We start from the raw sequence: 13785 nt of genomic DNA on the forward strand, positions 1-13785 counted from the left end.
CGAAAGTAGTCGCGCGCTTCGGCAAGCGGCAGGCGTGAGCTCGTGCAGGTGCGCGCATGGCGAGCTGCCGACGCGCACATTGCGCGATCTTCGCGCAGGCGGCGGCGTGACACGCGGGGAAAGACTATGGTAATGATCAGGCGTGCCCAGCTCTTCGCGAACGGCTTGCGAGTCGGTTCCTTGTAGCCGCCGTTGCGAGGGGTTGACAGACGCGGCCTTCGAAAGTGTGTTGGCGAATGCGTGCGGCACGCTCGTTGCGTAGGAAAACGGCAAACCTGTTCCGCCCGGAACCGTAGAGGATGATTCGCCGGGATGCGCTCAGGCAGTTCGATGAACGGCACTTTACGACGTCGAAACCGTAGTGCGCCGCCGGACGACAGCATCTGGAAAAGAAGGGGTTGCGCCTGCTCCCAGGCGGCGGATCGCCCCGGCGGCCAGCGATAGCTCGGGATGGCCGCGAGGCGCTTCGGGCGAAAGAACTGGATGACGACGAGGCGTAGATTTTGGCAGGGCACCCCATCGGGGTTGAAGGAGTACGTCCGCGGCTTTCGAGCTGGCAGCGACGTACGAACAAGACCGGGCGGCCAAAGCGGGCCGAGAAGGAATGCTCGCGTTCGCGTCCATTGCGTAGGCGTGGCACGGCGTCGGCGTGGAGGAAGGGGCGGTTTATCGAGGGATTCGGAAGGCGCTGGCGGATGTCGCGCGCACTTCAGGCGGTCGCTGACACATCGACGCTGTGATTGCGGCGGTCTTGGAGAAGATTGGGAGGGAGGCCGATCTCGAAAATCTGGCCGTCGACCCGCAGGCGGGCAAAACCCGCGCGCGCAAAATCGGCAAAAGAGTTCGAGCTTCTGCCCTTGCGGTCGGCGACGGACCGGCGCAGGATCATCAGACGGGTGTCCTCGAAGGGCGAGGACATGATCGACCATCGGCGGACGGTCTGCGCTTCGAGGGCCCGCTGGTGTTCGGCGCATAGGGGTGCCGGACACGGGCGAAGAGAAGGCGCAGGTAGTCGTGAATCTCGGTGCCGTTCAACGTCGAGACGAGGGTTGGGGGATAGGTCGCCTTTCTGTCGATCGAAATCGCGGCGAAGCCCCTCGACAGTGTGACGTCCCGGGTTCTCGATGCGTTGCAGGATTGCCGGGCGTAGCGACGCGACTCGCATAGCGGCGTCTTGCCTCGGCGTAGAGCGTATCGAAAGCAGTGACGAATTGCCCCGGAACCGGACAAGCACGGGATCACGAATCAGGCGATGCGCGGCAGGTCGAGAGGACGTGCTTCATGGTTGTGCGTACGCGCACGCGAATGCGTATTTCGTTGATATACGTCCATTGTGCGAGCACGAGAGGCTTTGGCAACCTGCTTAATATACGCAATTCCGCGTCCGGCACCAAAATCCATGTCCGCCCCAAATATCGACCGAATGAGCAGCAGGAGAAGCGCGCACGATCAGGCGGGAGCGGTGTCTTTGCCTTGCTCATGTCGGTTGTCCTGATCTACCTGTCTTCGCGATCTACGCCAGCGACCTGCCGTCCGGCCCACGATGTGGCGCTCGCGGATTGGCGCTCGGAGAATACGGGCTGACGCAGGCCTTCCTGCAGATAGAACTACGGGGCCGCTTACGATCGTTTCGGGCGCAAAGGCGGTGTAGTTTCGGTGCTTCTACTTTGCCGTCAGGAGCTCGGTTGCCCGACTTCGCGGCGGACATCTACGGGTCAGCCGGCCGCGTGCTGCAGGAGCGGGCCATTCGGCAGCCGTCACCGCGCTGGCTTGCAGAACTCACGCGGAACAGATATCGAACAAGGTGGATGGCATGATCGGCTCGTCGATCGGCATGGTCTTTGCCATCTCGATGGTCGCCGCGCCGCGCTGTTGTCACCATCGGCATGACGGAATCTTCATCCTCACTGGTGGCCTGCCTTGCTGGCGATTTCGTCGTCCTCCAGTGTGGTCCCGGCGCGCCGGCAATTACCGCGTGGCCGCACCTGGCAGAGCTTGGTCGAAGTGCCGCCAATCCCCAACCGCTGCGCTGAACTTCGGCCTGTCTTCGCACTGATGATGCTCACCGCGATGTGGGTCTCTGCCCGGCACAGTTGATCTCGATCGGCGCGCTGCCGGGTGCCGAAACTGGAAGTATACCTGCCGGCGCGCTCGGTGGCCTTCGTGATCATGGTGCGCTAATCGTCGCCGAAAAATATGGCAGCATGAAGTGGTATTCACTACGGCGGTGTTCTTGCTGCTGATGTCGTTAAGGTCGGTTTTGGCCTGTTCTCGACGAGTCTTTACGGGAGGCGCTGTGGCGCGAGGTCCTTCGTGCCTTCCAAATTCTGAAGCGAAGCAGCATTCGCTGATTTCGCGGATCGCACCGCCGCAACGCGAAAGGCGCCGCGCTCGGCGTCTACACCACCACCCAGGGCCTGGGCCTGTTGTCCGGCGGCGGTACTCGGCGGCGCGGGGGGGCTGGGGCCAAGTACCTTGGCCAGGGCGGTTTGGCCTGTGGCGGCTTGCTCACCGTCATTGGCCTGTCGCTGTCGACCACAATGATGATGCCGGCGCTGCGTCCCCGGCAGGCAGCCGCCTTGAGAGTCTGAGCTTAAGCCCTGGCGCGTCATCATATAATCGAGCTTTAATCTGTTCGAACACCATCCAGGGAGGCAAACATGGCTTCGGTAAACAAAAGTGATTCTACGTCGGCAATTGGGGGCCGATCCGGAAACCGTTTCTGCCGAACGGCGGAGCGTCTGCAACATCCGGATCCGCGACTCGAATCGTGGCAAGGACAAGGCAGAACGCGACAAGAAGGAAGCCACCGAGTGGCACCGCAGCCGTGTTTTAGGGCTCGCGGAGATCGCCGGGCAGTATCGAAAGAAAGGCTCGTCGGTCTACGATCGCGGGCAGTCTCAAGCGCGCAAGTGAGGAAGGATGGTACACGAACGCTATACCACCGAAATCATCGGCAACGAGATGAAGAGCTGCGGTCGCGAAGGCATGGGTTCGCCATATGTGCGAATGACGAAAGAGAGTACGGCGGGCAGCATGCAATCGTCGGCCGGCGACTCCGGCGGCGCACCGCGCGGTGGCCCACCGACAGAAGAAGCCCAGCTTCGAAGCATGGACGACGATATCCCGTTCTACGCCCACGCTGCGGGTAACAGCCAGGCCCGGAACGTTTCGGTGAGGCGAGCGCGTTGCTGCCGGCCTTTCGGCCAATATCCTACCACGCGAAGCGAGGGAGCAGGGACGATTACTGTTCCCGTGGACTTGCATAATAGGGCGAGTGGTCTCAAGATATTTCCGGCGGCCTTTGTAGTACTTCCGGCTCGGGGCCGCCGCCGGTCGATTTATCATTTGAAGAAGGCTTTTCTGCACCACCGGAGCGCTGTCGGGCATCGTCGCGTAATTTAGGCGTGCGGTATAATTGCTGCTGAGGATTTCCCGTCGGCGCCGCAGCTTTCATCTTGAGCGAGGTGTGTGGTCTCGATGTAACGCTCACGGCCAAAGCGGTAGGACGAGGGGGTCCCGCGCAGACAGGGATCCGGAAAACCTTCCATATTTGAGGAGAATATACAATGCGCAAGCAAATCACACGGCTCTTGCGGGGGGGCGGCGACGTTGGCGTGCTCGTCGGCCCGTGGAGCGGACTTCAAGGTCAGACGACGTGCTACAAAGGCAGTACAGAAGCGATGAGCAAGCCTGGTCGAGTGCGTTTCTGGAGGAGTTCACTGATCTATATCGACGAGTACCTCACAGGTGCTCGAGAACGCGCGGCCAGTGCAAGGATTCGGCCGCGGCCACTATACAGACATTATCAATCGGCGACTGGCAAACAGCAAAGCGAGTGCATAATGCGCTATCGCGGACATGGAACTGCTGGCAAAGCATCTAAAGGGCCGTCGTCGCGAACCGGAGAAGGCGAAAAACTGTTTCGACTCCGCAAAAGACTATCCTGCTGCGCGCTCACACTCCCAGCACAGGTGAAGCAGCTATCGCGACGGCGCAATGGCTGCAAGGTCTCTGCTGACGACTACTACGCGAAAATGGGGTGGCGCAATTCGGAGCGGCAGGCAATGGAGCTCAACGAGAAATTCGTCGCGGTCACCGCGCGCACGATACCAAGCCGCACTGGAAAAGGGATTACAGCATCAACGGTCTGCCGATCCTGTGCTTCGGTGGGTTGGCTACCTTTACGCGGAGAATCCGGCTGCGGGCAGCGATCGTTTCCGCCGGTGGCTACCTCTATGCGAGGTGATGGTCAATCGGGGAAACCTGCGCATCAAGGAGGATTCGACGGCGAGAAGGTCGGCGCCGAGATCGGCATGACCGTGCAGCTGCTTCAAACACCTTACCCTTCCACTATCACCATCCGCAGGAAATCTACAGACCGGACAAGACGCAGTGTATCGAGCCAGAACAAAGTAATGGTCATGCAAACTGGGATAGGCGACCAATTATGGCAGGATCGGAAGGAAAAGGGCTGGCAGGTGGCGATCGAAGGATCGCAGGGGAAATGGCAGAAATGGTTCGCCAACCAGGAACAGGACAAACGAATGGCTGACCTTATTGAAGTAACGCCATCCAGCTTTTAAGCCCTAGCGACGGATGCAAGCGAGCAGAGAGAACTCCGCGGATGGTACAGTCTGGAGACACGCCCGACGCGCAGGACATGAGCAGAGCATCGCCTGTGTCAGACAACGGCGTCGGCAAGAGGGCCAAAGGGGATGGATGCAACCGGTGACAAGGCGGTCTGTCGACATGCACGAACGGAGCGATGAGTCAGCGCGCAGAGGGCGGGGCGCGTTTCTTCGTCGCCCGCTGCGTCGCTCCGACCCGTTTGCGGGGCTGGCACCAGCGATCGTCGCGTACAGACACGGGTAGACCGACCCGGCAGAGGCGCAGGGATGACCAGAACGCCAGCAGCGACAATCGCAGCCGATTTTTATCGTGGCGCCGGTATCGCGGCGTTCGGTCGCTTAGGGCTGGCCCGCCCTGGACGGTTAGTGGTGACTCGAACGCGGCAGCAGCCCGGCTATCATTCGACGAGGCGTCGGCGGCGCTTTCGCGAGAGTACGGGCGCCGACAGGTGCGCGCCTGACTCGCGCCAGCGGGCGTTCTTCGACGCCCAAGCGCAAGGATTCTGCGACCATGCGATGTCTCGGCGCGTGGGGCCTTGTATGTCGCCATGCGCGGCAAGGAAGATCTGTGGGTGCAGATGGCAAACGTTTCTACCATTGGCGAAACGCTGCGTCTGCTGTCGCCCGCAGAGACCTGTGCCATGCTGTCGGTGTTGCGCCCGGAAGAAGTGATCGGCTCGATTTTCGACCCCACACGCCGCGACATTGACGTGCATGCCCTGCATCAGGGCTACCTGCGTGGGCTTAGTCGGAACGGCGGGCTTGTCGTTTGCGGACGCCGAGGTCAGCGCTGTGCAGCGTAGCCAGGACCTTTGGTGGCTCGACGCGGTGGGCAAAAATATGCCGCGCCAGTGCTGGTCAACGCTGCCGGTGCGTGGGCGGACCACATCGCCACCCTGGCAGCTGTTTGCCCCCATCGGACTTGAACCCAGACGTCGAGCGGCGTTCTCTTCTGCGCCGCCCGAAAACGTGGACACGACGCGTTGGCCATTGACCATTGGTGTGGCCGAAGACTGGTATTTCAAGCCGGACGCCGGCCTCTTACTGGGATCGCCGGCCAACGCCCGATCCGGTTCGCCGCCACGACGTGCAAGCCGAACGAACTGGACATCGAAACCGGCATCTACCGCATCGAACAGGCGACGACGCTAAGTATTCGCCGTCCCAGCCACCGCTGGGGCGGGTTTGCGATCCTTCGTCGCCGATGGCGATCTGGCTGGGTGGCTTCGATCGCTCCACGTTGGATTTTTCTGGATCGCCGCCCAGGGAGGCTACGGAATCCAGGACCTTCGCCGGCGATGGGGAAAGCTGTGCGGCGCTGCTACGTGGCCCAGCGATTCCGGCGTGCCTTGCCGATTTGGCTTTTCTGCGGCAATGCTGAGTCCGCAGCGGCTCATGCCGCTTGCCGGTACTTCTTCCACGCGCTCCAGCTGAAGACCAGCAGGCCGAGCCAGATCAGCGCGAAACTCAACAGTCGCTCACTCTGCATCGGCTCACCGAAGATCCAGACCGCGGTCAGGAACTGCAGCGTCGGATTGATATACATCAGCATTCCGAGACTGGCCAGGTCGAGGCGCTGCGCGGCGGCGGCGAAGGCGATCAGCGGCAGCGCCGTGAGCGCACCCGCGCAAGCCAGCAGCAGGGTGGTTTCGCAGGTCGTGGCCGGTAAATACGGCATGGCCGCTCTGTGCCTGCCACAGTGCGTAAATTATGCACAAGGGCAACATGGCCAGGGTTTCCAGCCACAACCGGAGGTCGAGTCGACCCGGCAGTTTCTTGCGCACCAGGCCATAGGTACCGAAAGTGCCGGCGAGGACCAGCGATACCCAGGGCAGGCTGCCGAGAGCGATGACGTCGTTGGCGATGGCGATCAGCGCCAGGGCCACCGGAAATCCACTCCAGCGGGTTCAGCGTTCCTTGAGCACCAGCAGAGCGAGGAGGACGCTCACCAGCGGGGTCAGGAAATAGCGAGGCTCGAGGCAACGACCTGCTGGTTGGCGACAGCCCACAGGCAGACCAGCCAGTTGGTGCGATCAGCAGGGCGGCAAGCGCCAGCATCGCCAGGTGCTGCCAGGTTCTGAAAACCGTGGCCACTTTGCCCCCACTGGCGGCGCAGGTGAGCAGCAGGCCGACGAAGATAAAGGCCAGGCAGCGCGGTTGCTGAGCACGTCCATTGGCGAGACGTGCGACAACTGGTGGAAGAAGAGCGGAAAGAAGCCCCACATGCCGTAGGCCAGCAGGCCGAAGCCGATGCCGGCCACCTGGCGGTCAGCGCTTCACAGCTCAAGGTTCCGGGCGCAGGACGTCGAGCGTCGCCGAGCGGTAGTCGCGCGATAGAGAACGATCAGGACACTCAGCGAAAGGACGCCGAGGAGCACCGGGCTGAGCAGCCAGCCGGCCGCTGCCAGGCCAAAAGTAGTAGGCACGGATGCCGCGATTGAAGTCGTCTCCGGCGAGGTTATGGACGCCTGCCACACGGCGTGCGAAAGCGTCAACTTTCGGCTCGTCGCGATGGCCTGTTGGCGCCGCACCGATGAGGATCGACAAGACATTGAACTGGCGCAGCGCCCAGGTGAACTTGAAGTAGCCGTAGACGAAGCTGGCGAGAACCAGGATCAGCTTGATTTCGAGCTGTTCGCGGCTGCGGCTGCCGCCAAGCGTCAGGTCGGCGGAGAAGCTCAACAACTGGTCGGCCGCGCCCAGGGCGGCGACCAGGCCGGCGATAATGTAGATGGTGGTGTTGGCGTAGAAGGAAACGCTGGTCATCAGATTGCCGATCAGCGCCGCATCGGTCATCCGCAGGTCGCGTTCGAGCATGTGGTAGGCCCAGTCCTTACGATAGCTGTGCAGGTGTCCGATCAGGCCCTTGCAACACCAGCGACTACGCTCGGAAAACCAGGTGTAGCCTGCCCAGCAAAGCAGGAAGGCGGAAAGGGCCAGCCAATCGATGGTCGATAAGTTCGCAAGTGCGCGCATCGAGCCATCTTGCCACAGAATGCTGCGCGCACACACGGCGGCAGGCACTGGCCAGCCACTGGGCAAGCACTGTGCGGTCCTAGGCCGAAGCGGGGGCTGCGGCTGCGCTGAGTTTGCCGAGCAGCCAGTAGATGCAGCAGGAAGGCGCCGATATGATAGGCGGTGTTCAAGAGCAGCCCAAACTGGACATAGATCAGCACGTCAGCGCCAGGTAGAAGAGCAGGCAGGCCACCAGCAGCAGGCGCCGCCAGAGCGCTGGCATGGCTGGCCGGAACAGGCGCAGCCCGCCGCCAGCGATGGCCAGTGCTGCCATCGCCAGGACTTGCAGCCAGGGGTCGAGGCCGCGCAAGTGCACCCCCTGCAGCAGGTTGTTGACGACATCGGCATGCAACTCGACGCCGTGGCGAAACTCCGCGCCGACGCCGCGCCGAACCCGGAATTGATCCTTGCCGGCACGAGCAATCGCCAATCAGGACGATTTTTCCGGCCAGTTCGCCGGCAGCGATCGTCGCTGCGGGACCGCTGATCGATCGAGTCGTAGAGTGCGGTGGTGCGCAGATCTACGATCGGCGCCAGGCGGATTCAAGCGTCTGTGCGACACGATCGCCGCGCTAGCAGGGGCAGCGTTGCGCCAGCGACCGAGGATTCGACGCTTGCCGGAAGGGCTCAGTGGTCGAGCAGAGCGTCTGCCCCCCCCGGTGTAGCTGACCAGCTCAGTTCGCGCAGCTGTCGTTACGGCCAGTGTTCTGCCGGACCGCGAGGTGGCGAGGCGGCGATCGGTCGCCGATGGGTTCACGGGTGGCTGTCGCTATCTACCGCAGCGGCGAGCGTGAGGCGTGCGCATTGGCGCGACGAGGCGTAACAGGCGGCCGCAAACGCACAGCAGGCCCAGGCACATGCTGCCTTGAGCAGTTCGGAATCACCGCGGGCCTTGGTCGACAGCTGATTGACGCCGACGATGACCTCCGCTGCACCCTGCCTGGCACGCCGATGGCGGCGATCAGCGGGTCGGCGGGATTCGCTTTTCGAATCAGAGGTCGAAGACAATCACATTTGGCGCCCGCGGCGACCAGCTGCGAGCGTAGCGCGTGCTCACGGCCGCCATCGGGTCCGACCTGCCGCAGGCGCGCTTCGGATTCTCGTCAAACCGACGATTCACGATGCGCTCGCTGACCCGGCGCCGCTGGCGACCGGGTCGCCGGTGCATGGGTAGCTTCGAGACGTGTATCGATGCCCAGCGCGTCGAACAAAACTGTACCCAGCCGAGGAGAAATCAGCAGCGCGACGCCGGCGCCACCGTAGAGTCCCATTCGACAGGCGTTCGGCATTCATAACTTGCACGAATGATGAGCCAGGGATTGCCGCCCCTCTGATGCTGCGGATCAAGGCATCAAGCTCAATTTGAACCCGATTGTCGTCAAGAGCGTGGCCTGGCGGCGAGCAGCGCGAAGAAGTGCCGGTAGCTCCCCGGCGGCGGCATCGTCGCGCCGACGACCAGACACCGGGAATCAGGGCGTTGCCTGTGGAGCCCGCTGCCCGCAGTTCTGGCAGGCAAAATCGTCGGGATGACGAGAAGCCGGCGTTCTCGTGTTGAGGGCGCACAGCCCAACGCGGGCCAATCAAGGCGATGACTACGTCACAGGTGTCGATCTCGCGGTCGAGCACGTTCACGAAATCGTCGCCAGCTTCGATCTGGCCGATGTCCATGAACACCTGCTCGGCGCCGAAGTGCGCACTCAGGTGATCGTAGAGTCGTCCGGCGTAGGCGATGCTGTCTTCGCGGCGATAACTGATGAAAATCCGGGATGCGGTCTTTGCCAATTGGGCTGGGCCTGTTTTCGGTCGTGCGTCGCTGAACGGCAGTAGCTTCTGCACGGCGCTTGCAGCCGCCGCTCAAAGCGGTGGCCAGTTAGCGAAACTTGTCGCCGCGTGTTGGTGGCGGCTCCATGGGTGCTTTCCGATCGCTGTCGTGGCCGTCGTTCGAGCGGCTGCTCATCACCCCCACGCCGATAGCGAACAATCCCGCTGCCAGCGCGGCTGTGCCGAGGTTGGCGGTGTTGGGCACCAAGGCATCGAGATTCCTGATGCGGTGCGAATCTGCTCGACTTCGCCGCTGCTCGCCCGCCCGACTTCGAGAAGATCGGGGCCGACGATCGTCGCCGATTGCCCGACTGCCAGCCAGGTCTTGGCCCACTGCGCGGTGTTCGAAGTCAGCGCGACGCGGTCTTCGGCGACGACCACCCTGACCTGCGCGTCGGGGTCCACCCGCACCAGGTATTCGGTACCTTCCGAAGCGGCCGTGGCGTACTCGGTCTTGACTTTGAAGAGGCCTCTGGCCTTGACCAGGACTTCGCCGATGAAAACGAAGATCGAACCCAGGCGGACGTGCGTGTTGGGCTGCACGTAAACCCGGGCGCCCTCGGCAAAAGTGAGCACGACGGTCGACTGCGCATCGGTTCGGATCTCGTCACCCGGCTGCAGCGACATATTATGTTTTCGGCTGTGCGCGTGCGCCCTGGCGAACGACGTCGACGCCAGCGATCGTCGCGCTGTCGACCAGTTGCCCCCCCCTGCACGACACCGAGCGTGATCGACGCACAGCCGCTGACGGCGAAACAGAGAAGGAAGAGAAGGACGAGAAGCGGGGCAGCACGGCCATGTTCGAGCAAGTGTCGCCATGCCAGCCAGCCAGATGTAGTGTTGCTCTGTGTGCTTGACGCCATGAGAACGCCCTCCTTACCGCGGTTTAGCCCTGGGGCTGCGCGAATGGTCGCGGGCAGCTCGCACGAATCCAGGCCGGGTTGAGTGGGTTCGACCGCCCTGCGTGCCAGTAAGTGCGATGGACGTATGGGGAGTCGAGGAACGATAGCAGGAGTATATTCACAGCGGTCGGCAATAACAAACCCCCCGCAAACCCCAGTAAGGCTCAGAGCTCCGAGGAGGAGTCGACAAATGCAGATTGCGCGCCAAGTCATTCTCGCGGTGCTCGTTGCCGGCCTGGTCGCCTGCTCCTGGCTGGCGCCGCTGGACTCGGCCGCCACGCAGCAGGCCGACGCCGGTCTGCAGCGGGCACTGCTCAGCTTTGCGACCGCCAGGGCTCTGAATGCGGCAATTTCGGTCGCCCAGGGAACCGAGATCGCGGTGCAACCCGGTGGCATGGGCGTCGTCCTCTCGCCCGGGCAGGTGCTCGATCCGGTCAACGATCTCGTCGAGCAGTTTTCGAACGTCATGCTCGCCGCCAGCGTCGCTTTCGGCGTCCAGAAAATGCTCATCAGCATGGCTGGCTACTGGCTGATCTCCCTGCTGCTGAGCGGCACAGCTGTCTGCTGGGCGTGGTTTCACTTCCGGCAAGAGGCGCTGCCGGGATGGTTGGCGCGGACCCTCGTCGTCCTCCTGATGCTGCGCTTCGCCGTGCCCGCAGTGAGCATCGGCAGCGACCTGCTGTTCGAGAAGTTTCTCGTCGCCGACTATGACGCCAGCCAGCAGGTGATGAGCGTCGCACCGGCGCAAGTCGCCAGACTCGATGCGCCGCAGCCGCTGCCCGCCGGGGAGCAGGGCCTGCTGGACAGAATCAAGGGCTGGTGGGGGCAGGATCTGGAGGTGAAAGCGCGTTTCGACGCCCTGCAACAGGCGGCGGAGCAGGCCACCGAGCACATCATTACCTTGATCGTGGTCTTTCTGCTGCAGACCGTGGTCATCCCACTCCTCCTTCTCTCCGGTCTTTATGGCCTGGCGCGTGCTGCTTTCACGGTGCGCCGGAGCTGATCGGCGCGCCGAGTCCCTGCGCCCCGGTGGCGCGGCTTGGCGCCGATGCGCTTGCGCCTGCCGGCTATAATCGGGGGCTACTCGCCAGGGGATTCTGATTCATGTCCGATTTGCTCGCCCATCTCAATCCGCCGCAGCTTGCCGCGGTCACCCTGCCGCCGCAGCATGCCCTGATCCTGGCCGGTGCCGGCAGTGGCAAGACGCGGGTGCTGACCACGCGCATCGCCTGGCTGATTTCCACCGGGCAGGTTGGTCCGCAGGGTGTCCTGGCGGTGACTTTCACCAACAAGGCGGCCAAGGAAATGCAGGCCCGCCTGGCGGCACTCTTACCGATCAATACCCGCGGCATGTGGATCGGGACCTTTCACGGCCTGTGCAACCGCTTCCTGCGCGCGCACCATCGCGAGGCCGGCTTGACCGCGCAGTTCCAGATTCTCGATTCGGCGGACCAGCTGGCGGCGATCAAGCGCCTGCTCAAGAACCTCAACATCGACGACGAGAAGTATCCGCCACGCGAGCTGATGCATTTCATCAACGCGCACAAGGAGCAGGGGATTCGCGCCGCGCAGGCCGAAGCCTACGACGCCTATACCAGTCGGCGCGTCGAACTGTATGGCGAGTACGAAGGCCAGTGCCAGCGCGAAGGGGTGGTCGACTTCTCCGAGCTGCTGCTGCGTTCCTACGAGCTTCTGCAGCGCAACGAGCCACTCTGTCAGCATTATCAGGCGCGTTTCCGGCACATCCTGGTTGACGAATTCCAGGACACCAACCGCCTCCAGTACGCCTGGCTGAAACTGCTTGCCGGACGCGGCAGTGTCAAGTCCGAGAGCGCCGGCGCCTGCCTCTTCGCCGTCGGCGACGACGATCAGTCGATCTACGCTTTTCGCGGTGCCGAGATCGGCAATATGCGCGACCTGCAGCGCGAGTTCGATTTGCCGGAGGTGATTCGCCTCGAGCAGAACTATCGCTCGCACGGCAATATCCTCGACGCGGCCAATGCCCTGATCAAACAGAACCGCGGTCGTCTCGGCAAGAACCTGTGGACCGAGGCCGGCGCCGGCGAACCGATTCGCGTTTTCGAGGGCTATTCGGACATCGCCGAGGCGGCGTTCATCGTCGAGGAAATTTGCGAACTGGCCGGCGACGGGGTTTCGCGCCAGCAGATGGCGCTCCTTTATCGCTCGAATGCGCAGTCGCGGGTGCTCGAGCATCAGCTGTTCAAGCAGGGCCTGGCCTATCGGGTACATGGCGGCCTGCGCTTCTTCGATCGCCAGGAGATCAAGCACGCGCTCGCTTATCTGCGGCTGCTGGCCAATCCCGACGACGATACGGCTTTCGCGCGGGTGGTCAATTTCCCGACGCGCGGGATCGGCGGTCGCAGCAGCGAGGCGCTGCAGGAGGCTGCCCGGCAGAGCAACTGCAGTCTGTATAACGCCGCCGCCAGTCTGGCCGGCAAGCCCGGCAGTGCGGTGGCCAGGTTCATCGCCATGATCGAGAGCCTGCGCGCCGAGACCCGGGATCTGCCTTTGCCGGAAGTGATCGACCAGCTCATCGAGCGCAGCGGCCTGCGCCAGCACTATCTTGCCGACAAGGAAGGCCAGGATCGGCTCGAAAACCTCGACGAACTGATCAACGCTGCGAGCAGTTTCCTGAAAGACGATGGCGTACCGCTGGTCGACGGTGACGAAGTCGTGCCTGATGGCGGTCCGCTGGCCTCCTTCCTGGCGCACGCCTCGCTCGAAGCGGGCGAGCACCAGGCCGGCGAGGGGCAGGACGCCATCCAGTTGATGACCGTGCACGCGGCCAAGGGTCTCGAATTCGACATCGTCTTCATTACCGGCCTCGAACAAGGCCTGTTTCCGCACGAGAATGCGGCGCAGGAGCGCGAAGGCCTCGAAGAGGAGCGCCGGCTGATGTACGTGGCGGTGACGCGGGCGCGCAAACGCCTCTACCTGACGCACGCGCAGACGCGCATGCTGCACGGGCAGACCCGCTACTGCCTGCCGTCGAGCTTTCTTGAAGAACTGCCGGTGGAACTGTTGCGCAAAATCAACCGTGGCCTCAGCAGCGCCCCGCTCGCTCCGCCGCGTTCGACCGCCGTCGCTGGTGCTGCCTGGCAGCAGCCGGCTGCTGCCAACGCTCTGCGCATTGGTCAGAACGTCCGCCACGCCCGCTTCGGCGTCGGGGTTATCGTGTCCAGCGAAGGGGCGGGGCCGGAGGCGCGCGTACAGGTCAATTTCGGTGCCGGCGGCGTGAAGTGGCTGGCGCTCGAGTACGCCAAACTGACGCCTGCCTGAGCTGCGGCGGGTTGTCCACAGGTCGCGCGTCACAGCGGCGCTGGTTTCGGTGCGGGATTTGTAGTTACGCACCACTTGTGTGGATAAGCCTGTGGAACGTCTGTTGCTTCACTCGG

14 protein-coding genes are annotated in these 13785 nt (G+C 63.0%); 5 read left to right on the top strand and 9 right to left on the bottom strand.

Features of this window, described 5'->3' with window-relative positions; genetic code table 11:
- The 3 genes from QZ648_RS19920 to QZ648_RS19930 all read right to left on the bottom strand — a co-directional run.
- A partial coding sequence (locus QZ648_RS19920; RefSeq protein WP_291998069.1) for a hypothetical protein occupies positions 1 to 341 on the bottom strand: 341 nt, incomplete at its 3' end.
- 368 nt (positions 342 to 709) lie between these two features.
- On the bottom strand, positions 710 to 1165 hold the full coding sequence (locus QZ648_RS25155; protein ID WP_366144206.1) for a hypothetical protein: 456 nt from the start codon (positions 1163 to 1165) through the stop codon (positions 710 to 712).
- 739 nt (positions 1166 to 1904) lie between these two features.
- Complete coding sequence (locus QZ648_RS19930; protein WP_291998071.1) at positions 1905 to 2171, bottom strand: hypothetical protein; 267 nt, start codon at positions 2169 to 2171, stop codon at positions 1905 to 1907.
- 508 nt (positions 2172 to 2679) lie between these two features.
- Between QZ648_RS19930 and QZ648_RS19935 the strand changes: the two genes are divergently transcribed.
- The 3 genes from QZ648_RS19935 to QZ648_RS19945 all read left to right on the top strand — a co-directional run bounded on the left by QZ648_RS19935 (position 2680) and on the right by QZ648_RS19945 (position 5434).
- Positions 2680 to 2916 (top strand): single-stranded DNA-binding protein, encoded by a 237-nt coding sequence (locus QZ648_RS19935; protein ID WP_291998072.1) that lies wholly within the window; start codon positions 2680 to 2682, stop codon positions 2914 to 2916.
- Between the two features lie 653 nt (positions 2917 to 3569).
- A complete protein-coding gene (locus QZ648_RS19940) occupies positions 3570 to 4586 on the top strand; it encodes a hypothetical protein (RefSeq protein WP_291998073.1) in 1017 nt (338 codons plus the stop codon).
- 593 nt (positions 4587 to 5179) lie between these two features.
- Positions 5180 to 5434, top strand: coding sequence for a hypothetical protein (locus QZ648_RS19945; protein WP_366144210.1), 255 nt, complete (start codon positions 5180 to 5182; stop codon positions 5432 to 5434).
- Between the two features lie 590 nt (positions 5435 to 6024).
- On the opposite strand, the gene QZ648_RS19950 is transcribed toward QZ648_RS19945, so the two are convergent.
- The 6 genes from QZ648_RS19950 to QZ648_RS19975 all read right to left on the bottom strand — a co-directional run bounded on the left by QZ648_RS19950 (position 6025) and on the right by QZ648_RS19975 (position 10094).
- A complete protein-coding gene (locus QZ648_RS19950) occupies positions 6025 to 6309 on the bottom strand; it encodes a hypothetical protein (protein WP_291998075.1) in 285 nt (94 codons plus the stop codon).
- Between the two features lie 605 nt (positions 6310 to 6914).
- Positions 6915 to 7607 carry a DUF599 domain-containing protein gene (locus QZ648_RS19955; protein ID WP_291998076.1) on the bottom strand — a complete coding sequence of 231 codons (693 nt, stop codon included), beginning with the start codon at positions 7605 to 7607 and terminating at the stop codon, positions 6915 to 6917.
- Positions 7608 to 7800: 193 nt separating this feature from the next.
- Positions 7801 to 8076 carry a hypothetical protein gene (locus QZ648_RS19960; RefSeq protein WP_291998077.1) on the bottom strand — a complete coding sequence of 92 codons (276 nt, stop codon included), beginning with the start codon at positions 8074 to 8076 and terminating at the stop codon, positions 7801 to 7803.
- A 323-nt stretch (positions 8077 to 8399) separates the two neighbouring features.
- Positions 8400 to 8654, bottom strand: coding sequence for a hypothetical protein (locus tag QZ648_RS19965; RefSeq protein ID WP_291998078.1), 255 nt, complete (start codon positions 8652 to 8654; stop codon positions 8400 to 8402).
- 108 nt (positions 8655 to 8762) lie between these two features.
- Positions 8763 to 9482: a toll/interleukin-1 receptor domain-containing protein gene (locus QZ648_RS19970; RefSeq protein ID WP_291998079.1), complete on the bottom strand. Its 720-nt coding sequence runs from the start codon at positions 9480 to 9482 to the stop codon at positions 8763 to 8765.
- Positions 9483 to 9602: 120 nt separating this feature from the next.
- On the bottom strand, positions 9603 to 10094 hold the full coding sequence (locus QZ648_RS19975; protein ID WP_291998080.1) for a FecR family protein: 492 nt from the start codon (positions 10092 to 10094) through the stop codon (positions 9603 to 9605).
- Positions 10095 to 10559: 465 nt separating this feature from the next.
- Between QZ648_RS19975 and QZ648_RS19980 the strand changes: the two genes are divergently transcribed.
- Together QZ648_RS19980 and QZ648_RS19985 are read left to right on the top strand one after the other, a co-directional pair.
- Entirely contained in the window at positions 10560 to 11372 is an 813-nt protein-coding gene (locus tag QZ648_RS19980; RefSeq protein WP_291998081.1) for a hypothetical protein, read from the top strand.
- A gap of 101 nt (positions 11373 to 11473) precedes the next feature.
- Positions 11474 to 13669, top strand: coding sequence for a UvrD-helicase domain-containing protein (locus QZ648_RS19985; RefSeq protein ID WP_291998082.1), 2196 nt, complete (start codon positions 11474 to 11476; stop codon positions 13667 to 13669).
- The last annotated feature ends 116 nt before the right edge of the window (positions 13670 to 13785 follow it).

This window comes from Candidatus Accumulibacter sp. ACC012 (assembly GCF_907163155.1).
Classification (GTDB): Bacteria; Pseudomonadota; Gammaproteobacteria; order Burkholderiales; family Rhodocyclaceae; genus Accumulibacter; species Accumulibacter delftensis.